The organism is Agromyces protaetiae (assembly GCF_004135405.1).
Taxonomy (GTDB): Bacteria; Actinomycetota; Actinomycetes; order Actinomycetales; family Microbacteriaceae; genus Agromyces; species Agromyces protaetiae.
The window spans coordinates 1,397,778-1,415,473 of sequence record NZ_CP035491.1; the positions used below are offsets into that span (position 1 = coordinate 1,397,778).

Annotated in this window: 16 protein-coding genes and 1 pseudogene; 13 read left to right on the top strand and 4 right to left on the bottom strand. The window is 71.6% G+C overall.

Annotated features, from left to right (window positions below):
- Window positions 1-23 precede the first annotated feature (23 nt).
- From ET445_RS06520 to ET445_RS06565, 10 genes and pseudogenes are all read left to right on the top strand, one after another.
- Window positions 24-2,558 carry an HAD-IC family P-type ATPase gene (locus ET445_RS06520; protein WP_129189933.1) on the top strand — a complete coding sequence of 845 codons (2,535 nt, stop codon included), beginning with the start codon at window positions 24-26 and terminating at the stop codon, window positions 2,556-2,558.
- An 80-nt stretch (window positions 2,559-2,638) separates the two neighbouring features.
- Window positions 2,639-3,682, top strand: a complete 1,044-nt coding sequence (locus tag ET445_RS06525; protein ID WP_129189935.1) for a zinc-dependent alcohol dehydrogenase family protein — start codon at window positions 2,639-2,641, stop codon at window positions 3,680-3,682.
- A 167-nt stretch (window positions 3,683-3,849) separates the two neighbouring features.
- Entirely contained in the window at window positions 3,850-4,974 is a 1,125-nt protein-coding gene (locus ET445_RS06530; protein ID WP_129192439.1) for a fatty acid desaturase family protein, read from the top strand.
- Between the two features lie 114 nt (window positions 4,975-5,088).
- Window positions 5,089-5,292: a cold-shock protein gene (locus tag ET445_RS06535; RefSeq protein WP_129189937.1), complete on the top strand. Its 204-nt coding sequence runs from the start codon at window positions 5,089-5,091 to the stop codon at window positions 5,290-5,292.
- 156 nt (window positions 5,293-5,448) lie between these two features.
- Complete coding sequence (locus ET445_RS06540; RefSeq protein ID WP_129189939.1) at window positions 5,449-5,847, top strand: PadR family transcriptional regulator; 399 nt, start codon at window positions 5,449-5,451, stop codon at window positions 5,845-5,847.
- A complete protein-coding gene (locus tag ET445_RS06545; RefSeq protein ID WP_129189940.1) occupies window positions 5,844-6,584 on the top strand; it encodes a hypothetical protein in 741 nt (246 codons plus the stop codon). Before ET445_RS06540 ends, ET445_RS06545 begins: the two co-directional genes overlap by 4 nt.
- Window positions 6,577-7,326 (top strand): hypothetical protein, encoded by a 750-nt coding sequence (locus ET445_RS06550; protein ID WP_129189942.1) that lies wholly within the window; start codon window positions 6,577-6,579, stop codon window positions 7,324-7,326. Before ET445_RS06545 ends, ET445_RS06550 begins: the two co-directional genes overlap by 8 nt.
- Before the next feature lie 132 nt (window positions 7,327-7,458).
- Window positions 7,459-8,805: an FAD-binding oxidoreductase gene (locus ET445_RS06555; RefSeq protein WP_129189944.1), complete on the top strand. Its 1,347-nt coding sequence runs from the start codon at window positions 7,459-7,461 to the stop codon at window positions 8,803-8,805.
- Window positions 8,806-8,848: 43 nt separating this feature from the next.
- A pseudogene (locus ET445_RS06560) lies at window positions 8,849-9,738 on the top strand (sulfurtransferase).
- A 107-nt stretch (window positions 9,739-9,845) separates the two neighbouring features.
- Entirely contained in the window at window positions 9,846-10,829 is a 984-nt protein-coding gene (locus tag ET445_RS06565) for a hypothetical protein (RefSeq protein ID WP_129189946.1), read from the top strand.
- A gap of 285 nt (window positions 10,830-11,114) precedes the next feature.
- Here ET445_RS06565 and ET445_RS06570 read toward each other — a convergent pair whose 3' ends face one another.
- On the bottom strand, window positions 11,115-11,840 hold the full coding sequence (locus ET445_RS06570) for an alpha/beta fold hydrolase (RefSeq protein WP_129189948.1): 726 nt from the start codon (window positions 11,838-11,840) through the stop codon (window positions 11,115-11,117).
- A gap of 164 nt (window positions 11,841-12,004) precedes the next feature.
- Between ET445_RS06570 and ET445_RS06575 the strand changes: the two genes are divergently transcribed.
- The 3 genes from ET445_RS06575 to ET445_RS06585 are packed head-to-tail and all read left to right on the top strand — an operon-like array spanning window position 12,005 to window position 14,758.
- Window positions 12,005-12,937 (top strand): AEC family transporter, encoded by a 933-nt coding sequence (locus ET445_RS06575; protein ID WP_165314316.1) that lies wholly within the window; start codon window positions 12,005-12,007, stop codon window positions 12,935-12,937.
- A gap of 60 nt (window positions 12,938-12,997) precedes the next feature.
- Complete coding sequence (locus ET445_RS06580; RefSeq protein ID WP_129189952.1) at window positions 12,998-14,038, top strand: cupin domain-containing protein; 1,041 nt, start codon at window positions 12,998-13,000, stop codon at window positions 14,036-14,038.
- A gap of 9 nt (window positions 14,039-14,047) precedes the next feature.
- A complete protein-coding gene (locus tag ET445_RS06585) occupies window positions 14,048-14,758 on the top strand; it encodes a YoaK family protein (RefSeq protein ID WP_129189954.1) in 711 nt (236 codons plus the stop codon).
- Window positions 14,759-14,799: 41 nt separating this feature from the next.
- On the opposite strand, the gene ET445_RS06590 is transcribed toward ET445_RS06585, so the two are convergent.
- From ET445_RS06590 to ET445_RS06600, 3 genes are read right to left on the bottom strand one after another with little or no spacing between them, the layout of a single operon-like run.
- Window positions 14,800-15,471, bottom strand: a complete 672-nt coding sequence (locus tag ET445_RS06590; RefSeq protein WP_129189956.1) for a DNA alkylation repair protein — start codon at window positions 15,469-15,471, stop codon at window positions 14,800-14,802.
- On the bottom strand, window positions 15,468-16,928 hold the full coding sequence (locus ET445_RS06595; protein WP_129189958.1) for a DHA2 family efflux MFS transporter permease subunit: 1,461 nt from the start codon (window positions 16,926-16,928) through the stop codon (window positions 15,468-15,470). The genes ET445_RS06590 and ET445_RS06595 overlap by 4 nt, the downstream gene beginning before the upstream one ends.
- Window positions 16,929-16,937: 9 nt before the next feature.
- On the bottom strand, window positions 16,938-17,648 hold the full coding sequence (locus ET445_RS06600) for an alpha/beta fold hydrolase (protein WP_129189960.1): 711 nt from the start codon (window positions 17,646-17,648) through the stop codon (window positions 16,938-16,940).
- Between the last annotated feature and the right edge of the window lie 48 nt (window positions 17,649-17,696).

A 17,696-nucleotide genomic window follows, 5' to 3' on the forward strand; every position in this document is an offset into this window, starting at 1 on the left:
CCACACTCGTCCCGAGGGGGAGCGTGGACGAAGTCGAGACCGATCTGCGCGGCCTGACGTCGGCCGAGGTCGCCGAGCGCGTCGCGCGCGGCGAGGCCAACGTGTCGACGGATGCCTCGAGCCGCAGCCTGTGGTCGATCCTCCGGGCGAACGTCTTCACCCTCTTCAACGGCATCGTCATCACGGGCTTCCTCCTGCTGTTCGCGCTCGGCCGCTGGCAGGACGCCCTGTTCGGCCTCGCGGCCATCTCGAACGCGATCATCGGCGTCGTGCAGGAGTACCGCGCGAAACGCGCCCTCGACAAGCTCGCCCTCATGTACGCGCCGAAGGCGCGCGTCGTGCGCGACGGGGTCGAGACCGAGATCGCCGTGTCCGAGGTGGTGCTCGACGACCTCCTCATCGTGCGGAGCGGCGACCAGGTCGTCGCCGACGCCCAGGTGCTCGAAGCGACGCGGCTCGAAGCCGACGAGTCCCTCCTCACGGGCGAGTCAGACCCCGTCGACAAAGACCCGGGCGACCGCCTCCTGTCGGGGTCGCTCGTCGTCGGCGGCGAGGGCGAGGCGCGCGTGGTCGCCGTCGGAGACGAGGCGTTCGCCGCGAAGCTCACGGCCGAGGCGAAGCGGTTCTCGCTCGTGTCGAGCGAACTGCGCTCGTCGATCAACCGGATCCTGAGATGGATCACCTGGGCGATCTTCCCCATCATGCTCATCGTCATCAACGCCAATATCCAGGCGTACGGCGGCTGGCGGGCCGCGATCGCGTCGGGCGAGTGGCGCGAAGCCGCCGTGTCGTCGGTCGCCGCCGTCATCGCGATGATCCCGCTCGGGCTCGTACTCATGACGAGCATCGCGTTCGCGATCGGAGCCGTGAAGCTCGGCGCCCACCATGTGCTCATCCAAGAACTCGCCGCGGTCGAGGGACTCGCTCGGGTCGACGTCATCTGCCTCGACAAGACGGGCACGCTCACGACGGGCGAGATCCGCTTCGACGGCGCGCACGAGCTGACGGATGCCCCGCCAGCGGGCGTGCGGCAGGCGCTCGCCTGGTACGGGGCCGATCCGTCGGCCAATGCGACGGCGAAGTGCCTTGCCGAGGAGTACCCCGACGCCGCGCCCGAACCCGTCGCCCGCATCGAGTTCTCGTCGGTGCGCAAGTGGAGCGCGATCGCGTTCGATGGCGCGGGCGGCGGAGCGGGCGGCGACGGCGCGCCGGTCGGCACGTGGGTGCTCGGCGCCCCCGAGTTCGTACTCGCCGGGCGGCCGCACCTCTCGGACGACCCGCAGCAGGAGGCATCCGAAGCCCGCGCGCTCGCGCGCGCCGCGGAACTGGCCGCGACCGGCCGGCGCACCCTCCTCCTCGCCCACTCGAAGGCCGTGCTCGACGCCGGCGCCGCAGACGACGCCGTGCTGCCCGCCGACCTCGAGCCCGTCGTGCTGCTCACCTTCCGCGAGGCCGTTCGCGACGACGCCGCCGACACGCTCCGCTACTTCGCGCACGAGGGCGTGCAGGTGCGCGTCATCTCGGGCGACAACCCCCTCACTGTCGCCGCCGTGGCCCGCGAGGTCGGGCTCGACGCGGGCGAGGGCTTCGACGCGCGCGACCTGCCGATCGACCTGAACGAGCTCGCCCAGGTGCTCGAGGAGCACCACGTGTTCGGGCGCGTGACGCCCACGCAGAAGCGCGAGATGGTGCAGGCGCTCAAGCTCTCGGGGCACACGGTCGCGATGACGGGCGACGGCGTCAACGACGCGCTCGCGATCAAAGACGCAGACCTCGGCATCGCCATGGAGTCGGGTGCGACGGCGACGAAGGCGGTCGCGCGCATCGTGCTCCTCGACGGCAGGTTCTCGCACCTGCCGGGCGTCGTCGCCGAGGGCCGTCGCATCATCGCGAACATCGAGCGGGTCTCGATGCTGTTCCTGTCGAAGACGTCGTACGCGATCTCGCTCGCGCTCCTGTTCGGCGTGCTGCTGTGGGAGTTCCCGCTCCTGCCGCGGCAACTGTCGGTGACCGACGGCCTCACGATCGGCATCCCCGCGTTCCTCCTCGCCCTGCTGCCGAACTCGCGGCGATACGTGCCGGGATTCCTCAGGCGGTCGCTGTCGTTCGCGATCCCGACGGGCATCGTCGTCGCGATCGCGCTCGCCTACGTGTCGGGGCACGCGCGCTTCCTCGGCGAGCAAGACCAAGCGGTGCGAACGGCGAGCATGGTCACGCTCGGCCTGCTCGGGCTCTGGATCCTCGTCGTGCTCTCGCGTCCCTTCACGTGGATCAAGGCCGGCGTCGTCGTCGCGATGTACATCGGGCTCGCGCTCTCGCTCACCATCCCGATCGTCGTCGAGTTCCTCGAACTCGCGATGCCCGGCCAAGACACCCTCATCGACATCGCGATCGCCGTCGTCGCAGGCTGCATCCTGATCGAAGGGATCGGGTTCTGGCACCGGCGACGTTTCGGAAGTGCGACCTCGCTGACTGCGGCGGAGCAGCGACGGCTCGAAGGGCGCGAGCAGCACGAGGTTCCCGGGCACGACGGCCGGAGGACCCGGCCGACGTCGTAGCTTCCCGCGGCGCGCGGGCGCGGCATCCGGCATACTTTCTAACTCGGGGACTGGAACCGGGGGCGTGAGCGAGGAGGAGCATGCGCGCGGTGCGCTACGCCGGGTTCGGCGCCGAGCCTGAGATCGTCGAGGTCGATCGTCCCGTCTGCCCGCCGCGCGGCGCGATCGTGCGCGTGCGCGCGACCGGGCTGTGCCGCAGCGACTGGCACGCCTGGATGGGCCACGACGACACCGTCTCGCTGCCGCACGTGCCGGGGCACGAATTCGCGGGCGAGATCGTCGAGCTCGGCTCCGAGGTGTCCGAGACATCCGGCTGGCAGCCCGGCGACCGCGTGACCGCGCCCTTCATCTGCGCGTGCGGGCGGTGCGCCGAGTGCCGCTCGGGCAACGAGCAGGTGTGCGACGCGCAAGAGCAACCGGGCTTCACCTACTGGGGCTCGTTCGCCGAAGAGGTCGTCGTGCACGAGGCCGAGCTCAACCTCATCCGCCTGCCCGACGCGCTCGGCTTCGTCGAGGCGGCGTCGCTCGGCTGCCGCTTCGCGACCGCCTACCGCGCGGTCGTCACGCGCGGCCGCCTCCAGCCCGGCGAACGCATCGCCGTGCACGGCTGCGGCGGCGTCGGCCTTTCGGCGATCATGATCGCCGTCGCGGCGGGCGTCGAGACGTACGGCGTGGATGTCTCGGACGCCGCCCTTGCGGCCGTCGAGAAGCTCGGCGCGATCCCCGTCAAGGGCGGCGAGGGCGCGGCCGAGCGCGTGCGCGAGATCAGCGAGGGCGGGGTGGATGTCTCGGTCGACGCGTTCGGCAGCCTCGAGACCTCGCTCGCCTCGGTCCGGAGCCTGCGCAAGCGCGGGAGGCACGTGCAGATCGGTCTCATGACGGGCGACGCCGCGCTCGCGGCCATGCCCATGGACGCCGTCATCGCGGGCGAGCTCGAACTCCTCGGCAGCCACGGCATGGCCGCGCACGAGTACCCCGACATGCTCGGCGCCGTCGCGTCGGGCGCGTTCCGGCCGATCGAGCTCGTGGGGCGCACGATCCGGCTCGACGACGTGCCTGCGGCGCTCGCGGCGATGGGCGCGGGCGGCGGCGGGTCGGGCATGACGGTCGTCGAGCTCCTCTAGCGTCCGGCGAGAGGCATCCGCACTCGAGCATCTGTCGCGAGACATCCGCCGCGAACTCACAGCCTTCCGGCATACGTCGCCGGATACCCTTGCACTATCTACGCGGGCGCTCGCCCGCACCCCGCCGGCTGGGAAGTCGCAGACAGGCCGGACGTCCCCTCATCACGATCTCCGCAGCCGGCCCCGCCGGCGCATACGACTCCGTCGTCCCCGTTCTCGGATCCGTTCGTTCGACCAAGCCGCGCACCGAGCGGCCGAACCCGGTCCAGAGCTACACGGCCCTCTCCCGCGTCGTGCGCGAGAGCGGCCTCCTCCGCCGCGCGCGGTGGTTCTACCTCTCGCTCTTCGCCGTGCTCGTGCTCGCCCTCGCCGGCACCCTCGCGGGCATGGTGCTCTTCGGCGACAGCTGGTTCCAGCTGCTCATGGCAGGCGCCCTCGGCATCATCTTCACGCAGTTCGCGTTCCTCGCGCATGAGGCGTCGCACCGCGCCGTGTTCACATCGGGCCCCGCGAACGACCGTGCCGGGCGCATGCTCGCCGCTGGCTTCGTCGGCATGAGCTACGCGTGGTGGATGTCGAAGCACACGCGCCACCACGCGAATCCGAACCGCGTCGGCAAAGATCCAGATATCGAATTCGACACGATTTCGTTCACCGAGGAGTCGGCGGCGGCGCAGCGCGGGGTCATCGCGTGGATCACGCGCAGGCAGGGCTACCTGTTCTTCCCGCTGCTCCTGCTCGAGGGCGTGAACCTGCACGTCATCTCGCTCCGCACCCTTCTGGCGAAGCGGCGCATCGAGGGCCGCGGGCTGGAGCTCTCGGTCATCGGGGCTCGCTTCGCGGTCTATCTGACACTCGTGTTCTGGCTCATGCCGTTCGGCATGGCGATGGCGTTCCTCGGGGTGCAGCTCGCCGTGTTCGGCGTCTACATGGGGGCCTCCTTCGCGCCGAATCACAAGGGAATGCCCATTGTTCCGGCCGATGCGAAGCTCGACTTCTTCAGCAAGCAGGTGCTCACTTCGCGCAACATCTCGGGCGGAATCTGGGCGAACGCGCTCATGGGCGGGCTCAACTACCAGGTCGAGCACCACCTCTTCCCGAGCATGGCGCGCCCATATCTCGGGCGTGCCCGACAGATCGTCCGCGAGCACTGCGCGACGACCGGCACCCCCTATTCCGAGACGACGCTCGTACGCTCGTACGGCATCGTCATCCGCTATCTCAACCGGGTCGGTCTGGCCGCGCGGGATCCTTTCGACTGCCCGATGGTCGACCGATTCCGCCGAACCTGACATACTCAGGCCAAGGCTTCTCCGGCGCATTCAGTCGGAGAGACCGTCGGGCGCATGCCCGACACCCGCGAGTCCGCGATAGCGGACCGCATCGAACAAAGGAACAACATCAACATGACCACCGGAATCGTCAAGTGGTTCAACGCCGAAAAGGGCTTCGGATTCATCACGCCCGACGACGGCCAGAGCGACGTGTTCGCGCACTTCAGCGCGATCCAGGGCGGAGGCTTCCGTAGCCTCGAAGAGAACCAGCGCGTCGAGTTCGACGTCGAGCAGGGACAGAAGGGGCTCCAGGCCGCGAACATCCGCGTCCTCTAAGGCTTCTGCGCTTCACGACCCCTCGTCGGGTGGGCGCCTGCGTTTCGTGGGCGCGTCCATCGGGCGGGGGGTCGTCGTGTGTGTGCGTCGGTCGAGGCATCCGGATGTCTCGTGCGACCCTTGCGCTATCGGAACCTATCTTCCTATAGTGGCGCCATGCCACGCAGACGACCAGGCGTCCTCCTCCCGCTCGAAGCGGGCATCCTCGACGCGGGGATGCGCCTCCAGACCACCGGCGGCTCCTTCTACGGCTTCGGAGTGGCGCGCGCGCTCGCCGATGCCGCCGGCGACGGCTCCGGTTCCGGCGACACCGGCCGGACCGCCCTCACCGCCCACGGCACCCTCTACAAGGCGCTCGGGCGCATGGCCGACCAGGGACTCCTCGAGTCCTCGTGGGAGGCGCCCGAGATCGCCGAAGGCGAAGGGAGGCCGCGCCGACGGCTGTACCGAGTGACGGCCGAAGGCGCGACGGTGCTCGCCGCGCACCGCGCGATCGAGGCCGAGCGCGCCGCACTCCTGCCGATCGCGGCCAAGATCAAGCCGGTGGGCGCGTGAGCGCCGCCCGCAGCGCCCCCTACCGCCGCGCCGCCCGCGGTGTGCTCCGCTGGTGCTTCTGGTATACGCGCGGTCTGCCCGCCGACGTCGCCGCCGACCGGCAGGACGAGCTGGCGAGCGACCTCCACGAGCACGCCGAGTGGGCCGCAGAGCGCGGCGTCTCGGGCGCGCGTCTCGCCCGCGAGATCCGGTTCCGCGCGCTTCGCGGCGCACCCGCCGACCTCGCGTGGCGTGCCGCGCGGGTACGCGCCGCCGATCCGGTCGTGCGGTTCGAGCTTCGCGCCGACGCGGCGCTCACAGCGTTCCTCCTCGTCATCGCGGTCGCGTTCACCGCGCTCGGCGGGTTCGTGCTCGTGCGCGCCGTGCGCGCCGTCGTCCGCGAGGACATCGGCGACCTGCCGTCCGCCGTCGTGCCCGTCGCCGTGCTCACCGCGCTCGCCCTCGCGGCGACCGTGCTGCTCCTTCGACGCAGGAGTCGCATCGCCGGAGCACTCGTGCTCATCGTGCCGGTGGTGCTCCTGCTCCAGCCTGCCGGCGATCTCCTCTGGCGGGTGAGCGCGTCGACGGTCGTCGTGTTCTTCTTCGCCCCGTGGTGGACGACGGCCGCGGCGATCGCCTCCGTCGGCCTCGCCGTGTGCTGCCTCGCGGCGGCCGCCCACTGGTGGACGCGGCAGCGTCGCACCGCCCGCCTTGCCCGTGTCGCCCTCACCGAACGAAAGGCCCTCTCGAATGTCTGAGCCGGAACAGCCCGAACAGCCCGGCCGCGAACGCGCCGTGGCCGAACCCGTCCGCATCCTCGACGAACTCCGCCGGGATGACGCGGCTCCGCCGCGCGGCGGTCGCGTCGCCCTCGTCCTCGCCGTCACGGGTCTCGCGATCGCGGTCGGTTCGGGCGCGGTTCTCGCAGCATCCGCGGCCGGAAGCATCGCCGAGGTCGGTCTCGCGGCCTCCGAGTCGCAGGAACAGGATGCCGCGGCAGCGGCGGTTCCGAGCGTGACGGCGTCGCCCGTGGCCGCGGCGCCGGCCGAGGCATCCGAGCCTTCGCCGCTGCCGACCGCGCAGCCGAGCGACCCGGCAGACCCTGTGAACACGGCGCTCATCGCCCAGTTCGGCACGAGCCGATTCGAGTACGCCGACGACGGCACGTTCGTGCCGCTCTACGATGCGACGACCGACCTCGCGGCGATTCCGCGCGATGCCGATCAGGACCCGAGCGAGGCCGCCAACGCCGAGGAGTGGCTCTCGACCCAGGGCATCACCGCCGACTGCATGGCCGACAAGGGGTTCGACTACACCTTCACGCCCTTCTGGCTGGCAACCGTGGAGTACTTGACGACACCCCGACCCGCAGCGTCTCCCGAGTGGCGCGAGGCGCTCGACGGCGCACCCGACCGCGGACTCGGCGCCGACTACGACTGGAGCGAGGCCGGATGCTGGGGCTACGCCGTGCACGTCATGGGCAACGACGACGCGCACTGAAGGCCCGGGCTCGGGTGTTGCGCCGTCGAACATGACGCGGGGTGTCGAAGTGTGACCGAATGCGCCGCGGGCCCGGCGAAATGAACCGACATGCTCGGAAAACGGCGTCGGGCCCGGGCTAGCGTCGAGCGCATGACTTGGACGTTCTCGGCGGCCGCGCCGGTCATCGACGAGTCGGGCGCATCCCGGCTCGCGGCGCGCAGCGACCGCTCGGGGTGGGCTCCCGACGGCACCCCGCGGGGCGTCGTCGTCGCGCACGACATCGCCGAAGTGCAGCAGACGCTCGCGTTCGCGTCGGAGCACGGGTTCCCCGTCGTCACCCGCGGCGCCGGCTCGGGCCTCGCAGGCGGTGCGAGCGCCGGCGAGGGCGCCATCGTGCTCGACCTCAGCCGCCTCGACCGCATCGTCTCGATCGATCCCGTCGACGCCGTCGCCCACGTGCAGCCCGGGGTGAGCGCGGCAGCGCTCGACGCGGCCGCCGCCGAGTACGGCCTGCGCTACGCGCCCGACCCCGGCAGTTTCTCGACGTCGACGATCGGCGGCAACATCGCGACGAACGCGGGCGGCAACCGCGCCGCGACGACCGGCTCGACGCGCGACGCCGTGCTCGCCCTCGACGTCGTGCTCGCCGACGGCTCGCTTGTGCAGCTCGGCCGCGAGACCGTTCGCGGCGTCGTGGGTCTCGACCTCGTCTCGCTCGTCGTCGGCTCCGAGGGCACCCTCGGCGCGGTCGTCGGCGCGACGCTTCGGCTCACGCCGCGCCCCGTCGGCTCCGCGGTGGCCGCTGCGACCTTCGCCGACGCCGAGGCCGGCGCCGAGGCATCCGCCGCGCTCGCCCTCGCGGGGCTCCGCCCCGTCTCCATCGAACTCATCGACGGCCGCACCCTCGAAGCGATCGACGCGCTGCGGGGCAGCGCGCTCTCGCAGGGCGCCGGCGCGTACCTGCTCGTGCGCGCCGAAGGGCGCGGCGCCGAAGCCGAGATCGCCGAGGTCGCCGCGGTGCTCGCGCAGACCGCCATCGAGGTCGAGACGACCGGCGACGACGAGCGCGCCCGCGAACTCGCGTCGGTGCGCCGCGACGCGCTCGCCGCCATCGAGGCGCGAGGGCCGGCGATCATCGAGGATGTCGCGGTGCCGCGCTCGCGGCTCGCGGAAGCGATTCGCGGCATCGACGAGATCAGCGAATCGCTCGGCGTCGACGTGCACGTGCTCGCCCACGCGGGCGACGGCGGCATCCACCCCGTCCTCCGGCTCGACGACGACGGTCCCGCCTCGCAGCTCGACGCCGCACGCACGATCGACGCGATCCTCGAACTCGCCCTCCGCCTCGGCGGCACGGTGAGCGCCGAGCACGGCGTCGGCGCCCTCAAGCGGCGATGGGCGCGCATCGAGCTCGGCGATTCCGTGGTGGAATTGCAGCGCCGGGTGCAGGCCGCGTTCGACCCGAACGGCATCCTGAATCCCGGAAAAGCGCTCTGACGAGGCATCCGCCGATCGTCGCGCCCAGCCCGGAAGGACCCCGATGACCGATCGCCGCGACCTGCTCGTCGACGCCGACGAACTCGCCGACCTGCTCGCGTCGAGCGAGCCGCCGCTCGTGCTCGACGTGCGGTGGCGGCTCGACCAGCCCGACGGGCGCGCCGACTTCGCGGCGGGGCACATCCCGGGGCGGTCTACGTCGACCTCGAGGGCGAACTCTCGCGGCACGGCGCGCCCGAAGAGGGCAGGCATCCCGTGCCGACCGCCGAGGCGCTGCAGGCCGCGGCTCGCGGCTGGGGGCTCCGCGACGGGCGGGCCGTCGTCGTGGCCGACGCGCTCAACGGGCTCTCGGCGGCTCGCGCGTGGTGGCTGCTGCGCGACGCGGGCGTCGAGTCGGTTCGGGTGCTCGACGGCGGGCTCCGCGCGTGGACCGAGAGCGGACGCGCGCTCGAGACGGGTGACGCGGCTGAGGCCGCCGCGGCTCGCGAACCCGGCGACGTCGTGCTCACGTCGGGGCGCCTGCCCGTGCTCACGATCGACGAAGCCGCCGACTACCCCGCCGTCGTCGGCACGCTGCTCGACGCCCGCGCGGGCGAGCGCTACCGCGGCGAGGTCGAGCCCATCGACCCCCGCGCCGGACACATCCCCGGCGCGATCAGCGCGCCCGTCGCCGACTCCCTCGGCGACGACGGGCGGTTCCTGCACGGCGACGTGCTGCGAGAGCGGTTCGAAGCGCTCGGGGTGAACGCCGACGCGCCCGTCGGAGCGTACTGCGGCTCGGGCGTCACCGCCGCGGCGCAGGCCATCGCCCTCACGCTCGCGGGCTACCAACCAGTCCTCTACCCGGGCTCGTGGTCAGCGTGGTCGAACCATCCTGACCGTCCCGTCGCCACAGGCGCCTCGCCCGACGGCGCCGCCACGACCGCAGCCTGACGGCCGACGCGTGCCGCGGCGCGGCGGCACGCGGCATCTGGGGAAATCTCCGTCGGCGTCGGCCCGTGTTCTGCAAGAATCGCACCACCGCGACGACGAGGAGTCCCATGACGAACCCGGCTGCCCCGCCCCAGAAGCGCACCCGCACCGCGAGCACTGCGCTCTACCTGACGATCGGCACGCTGCTCGCCGCGGCCATCCTCGGCGGGTACTTCATCATCATCGGCGACCAGGCCAACATCGCCGGCCGCGCGTGGCTCACGCTCCTGCTCGTCGCGCTCTTCGCGGCCGCCGTCGTGCTCGACGCCAACGTGTCCGACGGGCCCAACAAGTGGTACCTCGCGGCCTCGACGATCGTCAACGTCGTCATCGTCGCAGTCGGCCTGTTGAAGCTCTGGAACGGATGGCTCCAGGGCGACGACACCGCCGACGCCGGAGTCTGGGCCGCACAACTCGGGCGGCTCATCGCCGTCATCCTGCTGCTCCGCGTCGCGCTCATCCTCACGCAGGTCTACTGGCTCTACTTCTTCACGCGCGCCAAGACGACCGCGACCAAGGTCACGACGGTCATCACGGTCACGCTCATCTGGATCACCGCGCTCGTGCTCGCGATCCCCGCGGCCTTCCCCGAGCCCGACTGGCCCGACTGGTGGTGGCGTACCGCCGCAGCTGCGGCGCTCGTCGCGGTCGTGTCGGCCGTCATCCCGCTCGTCATCCGCGCGTTCGAACCCAAGACGCCGAAGCCCGCCGCCTATGCGCCGCCCGCCGCGTACCCGCCGGTCGCCCCGGCACCGGGTCAGCAACCGCCGCAGGGATGGTACGCGCAGCAGCCGGTCGCGCCGGGCTACCCGCAGCAGCCGGTCCCGCCGGGGTATCCGCAGCAGCCGCCGGTGCCGCAGGGATACCCGCAGGCGCCGGTTGCTGCGCCCGTGCAGCCGACCGCGTCTCAGCCGCCCGCGCCTGCGGCTCAGCCTCCGGCGCAGCCTCCCGTCCAGGTTCCGTCGCAGCCGTCGCAGCCTCCCGCCCAGGCTCCTGTGCAGCCGCCGGTCCCTCCGGTTCCGCCTGTGCCGCCGGTCGTGCCGCCGCAGTAACCGGGCGCCGTTCCGCAGACACCCGCCGCGAGGCATCCTGCCGCTCACACCGCAGGATGCCTCGCGGTGTTTGCGTGCCAGCGGTGACTCGCCGCCGCGCCCGGCCCTTCGCGTTGTGCCCACGAGCCGCTGCCTGAATCACCGCATGAGGACGGTAATAGGCGGTATCAGGCACTCGATACCGGCATTTATCGTCCTCACGGTGCCTCGGTGCGGGCGGGAAGGCGCGAGCGGGGGAGGCGCGACGGTTCGGGCCGGCGCCGGGATCGGCCGGGCCCGGTGACGTCAGCCAGCCGCGCCCGCCGCCTGCAGGATCAGATCGGCGATCTCGCGCGGATGCGTGACGAGCGACAGGTGCCCGCTCTCGAGCTCGATCTGCGTCGCGCCCATGCGGTTCGCGAGGAAGCGCTCGAGGTCGGGGTTCGTCGTGCGGTCGTTCTTCGAGATCGCGTAGAACGTGGGCTTGTCGTGCCACGCGGCGCGCGTCGTGCGGCCGGCGAAGAGCGTGTCCGAGATCGGGCCCTGTACGGCGAGCAGCACCTTCGCCCGCGCGGGGTCGACGCCGTTCGCGAAGTCGGCGAGGAACGCGTCGTCGCCGAACTGCACGTACCCGTCGGCGTGCACGAACCCGGTCGCGGCGGGCGGCGCGGGGAACGATCCTGCGAGGGCGCCGTAGTCCTCACCGGCGTCGGGCGCGCGGGCGGCGACGTACACGAGCGCGGTCACGTTCGGGTGCACGCCCGCCTCGGAGATGACCGTCCCGGCCCACGAGTGCCCGGCGAGCACGGTCGGTCCGTTCTGCGCGTCGAGCGCGCGGGTCGTGGCCGCGGCGTCTTCGGCGAGCGAGACGAGCGAGTTCTGCACGGCGGTGACGTGGAGCCCGGCGTCTTGCAGGAGCGGGATGACGTCGGCCCACGACGAGCCGTCGGCGTACGCGCCGTGCACGAGCACGACGTTGCGCGCGGGCGGCGGCGCGGAACCGGTCGAAGCGGTGTCATCACTGGTCGACATGGCGACGTCCTCCGAACCCGAGGAAGTAGAACATGAGGAATCCTAGTGTTGACGCTTCGAGCGGCCAACCCTAGCGTGAGACCAGCCGTCGCCGCCCCCGATCCGCGCTGCGCGGGCGGCCGACCGCGGCATCCGGGGTGGGGCCGATGGTGCAGGAGATCGCCATGGCGCTGCTCCCGGTCTTCTTCGTGATGGCGCTCGGCTACGCGAGCGGACGCACGAAGCTCATCGACAACCGCGACATCGGCGGCCTCAACACGCTCGTCATGCAGATCGCCCTGCCGATCTCGCTCTTCGCGATCCTCGCCTCGAGCAAGCGCAGCGATGTGCTCTCGCACTGGTCGATGGCGCTGATCGTGCTCGTCGTCATGACGGTCGTCTACGCGGGGGTCTACGTGCTGCAGCGGCGGGTGTACCGCATGGGCCGGGGCGACGCCGCAATCCAGGCGATCACGGTCGCGTTCCCGAACACGGCCGCGGTGGGTCTGCCGCTCGCAGACTCGGTGCTCGGTCAGACGGGCGGGCTCGCCGTCGCCGTCTCGCTCGCGGTCGGCTCGATCGTGCTCTCACCGATCACGATCGTCCTCCTCGAGCGCGAGAAGGCGAAGGGCGCTTCGGATGCTTCGGGGCCGAACCACGTCCTCCGCCACGCGATCGCCGTGTCGCTCCGGAAGCCCATCGTGATCGGCCCGCTCGCGGGCCTCGCGTGGACGCTCGCAGGCCTGCCGTTCCCGGCCCTCGTCGACGCGACGCTCGACGAGATCGGCGCCGTAACGGGCGGGCTCGCGCTCTTCCTCACGGGGCTCGTGCTGTCTGCACAGCGGATCCGCGTCACCGGTGAGGTGCTCGTCGGAAGCCTGCTCAGCATCGTCGTGCGGCCCGCGATCGCGATCGGCATCGTGCTCGCGGTCGGCGTGAGCGGCGCGGTCGCGCAAGAGACGGTGCTGCTCCTCGCGGTGCCGTCGGGATTCTTCGGCATCCTGCTCGGCCTCGGTTACGGCAAGCAGCCGGATGTCGCGGGGTCGACCCTGCTCGTCTCGAGCGTCGGGTCGATCGCGACCCTCGCCGCCGTCATCGTGCTGCTGCCCAACTTGTGAGGCCCGAGACATCCGCCCGAGACATCCGTCACCCACCCACCGAAACCCAAGGAGACCGACATGACCGACACCTCCCGCCACGTGGCGTCCTTCGCGACCGGCGAAACCCTCTTCGAGAGCGACGACGGCAGCGTCGCCGAGCTCACCGCGAACTCGTTCCCGATCTTGTCGGGGCTTTCGCTGAAGCGCATCCGGCTCGCGCCGGGCGCGATGCGCGAGCCGCAGTGGAACGTCAACGCCAACCAGATCGCGTACGTCGTGTCGGGCACCGTGCTCGTCTCGACGCTCGGCAACGCCGACTCGTTCTCGACGTTCGTCGTGCAGGCGGGGCAGATGTACCACGTCGAGTCGGGCGCGATCTATCACATCGAGAACGTCGGCGACGGGCCCGCCGAGATCATCGCGGCACTGCGGAGCGACCGGCCGGCGCACTTCTCGCTGCAGAACAGCTTCAACGCCATGACCGACGCGGTGCTCGGCAACACGTACGATCTGCCGGCCGATGCGTTCGCGGCGTTCGACCGGCACCACGCGACCGAGATCGTGCGGCGCGACGGGCGTGCGCGCATCCCCGACGGCGCGGGGCTGCCGAACGCCCGCCTGTTCGATGTCGAGGGGCAGCACGCGCCGCTGTCGTACGCGTACGGGCACGCGAAGCTCGCGCGCAAGCAGTTCTGGGCGGCGCTCGACGACCTCTCGATGTACTCGCTGCGCATCGAGGGCACGGGCATGCGCGAGCCGCACTGGCACCCCGTGACGGCCGAGCTGGGCTACGTCGCGAGCGGGCACGCGCGCATGACCGTGCTCGACCCCGACGGGTCGCTCGACACGTACGAGCTCGAGCCGGGCAACGCGTACTTCATCCCGCGCGCGTACCCGCACCACATCGAGTCGCTCGGCGACGAGGGGATCAACTTCTTGATCTTCTTCGACCAGCCGACGCCGGGCGACATCGGGTACCGGGCGACGGCGTCGGCGTTCTCGCGCGAGGTGCTCTCGGCGGCGTTCGGGGTGCCAGAGGCGAAGCTGCCGCAGTTCCCGTTCACGCCCGTCGACCCGCTCATCGTCGCGCGGAAGAACCCGCGCGACCCGGTCGAGTAGGGGCTGCGGATGTCTGCCGCCACCGCTTCACCGGGTTACGCGATCCCCGTCGGCGTCGAGCATCGGTTCAGCGCGGTCGCCGTCGTGCTGTCGTTCGCCGCGGGGGCGACCGACGCCTTCGCGTTCCTCTTGCTCGGCGGCATCTTCACGGCCAACATGACGGGCAACCTCGTGCTCGCAGGGCTCGTCGAACGCGCCGGATACCCGATGGTCGTCGTCGGGGCATCCGTCGCCATCGTCGCGTTCGCCGTCGGGGTCTACGGGGCGATCCGCATCGCGAAGCCGTCGGCCGTGCCGTCGTCGCGGCTCGTGGTCGTGCTCGCGATCACGTCCGCGCTGCAGGCGGCCGTGCTCGTGGGCTGGCTGGTCTCGCCGCACCCGCTGCCGGTGATGATGCAAGTCGCCATGATCGCGCTCTCGGCGCTCGCGATGGCCGGCCAGACGGGCGTCGCGCGCCGCATCGAGCCGCGCTCCGGGGTCACGACGACGTTCGTCACGGGCACCCTCACGAACCTCATGGCCGACTTCGCCGACCGCAAGCCCCAGGCCGCGGGCGTGCGCGTCTCGGTCATCCTCGCGCTCGTCGCAGGTGCCCTGTGCGGTGCGCTCCTGGTCGGCGTGCACCCGGCCCTCGGCGCGGCGCTGCCGCTCGTTCCGTCGCTCGCGGGGCTCGCGATCCTCGCGATGGCGGTCGCGAGCGCGCACAGGAAGGGCGGGTGACCGGATGTCTCGGGCCGGGCGAAACCCACCCGAGGACGCCGCTACTGCCCGAGCGCCGTCCGCGCCGTGCGGCGCGCGTGCGCCGACAGGTCGTCGCCGCGCCGGGCGAGGAACTCCTCGAGCCGCGCCCGATCGACGCGCCCGATCTCGCGGAGCGCGACGCCGACATTGGTCTGCACGAGATGCTCGGGGGCGGCCGCGAGCAGGTCGCACATGGCGAGCGGGTCGTCGAGGTCGCGGGCCCGGATGATCCAGAACGCAGCCGTGATCGCCGTGCGCCGCTTCCACCACTCGGGCTCCTTCGCGAGGGCGAAGAGGATGTCTCGCGGGTCGTCGAGCAGGTACCAGCCGATCACGCGGGGTGCGGCCCGGTCGATGAAGTCCCACGTGTCGAACCGGTCGATGCGTCGCATCCAGAGCTCGAACATCGCCCTGCGGTCATCCTTCGCAACCCCGCGCGCCCGCGCCGTGAAGTCGAGCACGCTCGCCGCGACCATGCGCGCCTCGTAGGCGTCGTCGTCGAGCAGACGTTCGACCTCGGCGAGAGACATCCGGCTGTGCTGCTTCGCGATCTCGAACACCGTGCCCATGCGTACGCCGATGACCGCCATGGCCGGGTCGGTCATGCGCTTGCGGATCTTCGCGCGTTCGGCAGGGTCGGCGGATGCCTCGAGCGCGGCGCGTGCCGACGCGGCGGTCTGCTCGGGGCTCATGCCGCCATTCTGGCGCGGACGGGCTGCCCCGCGGGCTTCGCCCAGATCGCCGCGAGCGCGGTGATGCCGAGGCCGCAACCGGCGACGACCGTCCACGCGATCCAGCTGCGCATGTCGAATGCCTGGGCGAGCGTGCCGCCCATCGTGACGGCGATGAGCGAGCCGACGACGGCGACGCCGAGGGCCGACCCGACTTGCTTGGCCGTCGAGATGAGGCTCGCGGCGACGCCCGCCCGGTCGTCGGGGAGGTCGGAGACGGCGGTGTCGTTCACGGGAGCGTTGAGCATCCCGAAGCCGGCGCCGAAGAGGGCGAAGGGCAGTGCGAGCCATCCGACCGGCATGCCGGCCATGTCGAAGAAGGGGAGGAACCCGGCGCCGACCGCCATCGCCGAGCCGGCGATGAGGAGCGGGCGACGCGGTCCGACCTTCGCGAGGATCGCGCCCGACGCGGGCGCTGCGACGATCGTGCCGAGCGCGAGCGGAACGGTCAGGAGCCCGGCGAGCGAGGCCGGAAGGCCGCGCACCTCCTGCAGGTAGAGGGTGTTCGCGAACAGCAGCCCCGAGAACGCGAAGAAGCCGAGCACCGCGATCGCGAACGACGTCGCGAACGACGGGAGCCGGAACATCGCGACCGGTACGAGGGCCGCCGGGCGGCGCGACTCGTACAGGACGAGCTTCGCCCCTGCGAGCAGTGCGGCGGCCGCGCCCGCGATGATCCACGGCGAGGTCCACCCCAGGTTCGGGGCCTCGATGATCGTGAAGATGAGGGTGCCGAGGAACACGATCACGACGACCTGGCCGACGGGGTCGAACCGGCGCGGCTCCGCCGCCTTCGACTCGGGCACGAAGATCAGCGCGAGCACGAGCGCTGCGATGCCCGTGGGCACGTTGATCCAGAAGATCGAACGCCACCCGATGGTGTCGATGAGCAGTCCGCCGAGGAGGGGGCCTGCGGCGATGCCAATGCCGCTCACCGCCGCCCACCAGCCGATCGCGCGGGCTCGCGCGGCGGGCGCGGTGAACACGTTCGTCACGATCGCGAGCGCGACGGGCGTCATCGCCGAGCCGCCCACCGCCTGCAGCATGCGGAACAGGATGAGTTCGACGTCGGAGCTCGCCGTGCTGCAGAGGAGCGACCCCGTCGTGAAGATCGCGAGCCCCGCGGCGAAGACGCGGCGGCGCCCGAACCGGTCGGCGAGCGAGCCCGACAGGAGGAGAAGCGACGCGAGCACGAGCACGTACGCGTCGACCGTCCACTGCAACGCCGACACCGACGAATGCAGCTCGCGCGCGATCGACGGCAGCGCGACGTTGACGATCGTTGCGTCGAGCGAGACGAGGAACAGGCTGCTGCAGCAGATCGCCAAGACGAGCGCGGAGCGCCCAGGCGAGAGCGCGGCGGTCGAGCCCGTGGGCTCGACCGGCACGTGCGACCCCGTGGCATCCGTCTCGCTCATCGTGCTCCGCTACCCCGCCCGCAGCGCCTCCAGGACGATCGCGATCGCCTTGTCGGGGTGCGAGACGCCGACGACGTGCGACGCGCCCGGCACCTCCTCGGTGCGAACCGCGCCCGCGCGAGCGGCCATCGAGCGGTGCGACGAGACGGGGATGTTGAGGTCCTGATCGCCGAAGAGGAACCACGACGGCAGGTGCTTCCACGCGGGCTCGTCCTGCGAGGCGGGCTCGCCGAGCCCGGCGTCGCGGATCGGGCGCTGCGTCGCCGCGAGGATCGCCGCCTGCGCATCGGGAACGTCGGCGCAGAACTGGTGGTGGTACTTCGCGGGGTCGACGTAGACGTCGTTCGAGCCGTCTTCGAGCGCGATCGCCGTGAGCGTCGGGCCGAGCGACCCGCCCTCCGACAGGTCGGCGGCGCTCTCGCCCGCCTCGGGCGCGAACGCCGCGACGTAGACGAGCCCCGTCACGTTCGGGCTGCCGACAGCGGCCTGCGAGATGAGCATGCCGCCCCACGAATGGCCGACGAGGACCACGGGGCCGGGAATGCTGTCGACGACACGCTTCAAGTAGGCGGAGTCGGATGCCACGCTCCGCAGCGGATTCGCGACGGCGATCACCCGGTAGCCCTCGGCCTGCAGGCCGACGATGACGTCGTCCCAACTGGATGACTCGGCGAACGCGCCGTGCACGAGGACGGCGGTCGGCTTCTGGGGGTCGGTCATGGCGGGCTCCTTCTGTCAAGGTCGGATGCGTCGTGGCCAGCCTTGCGG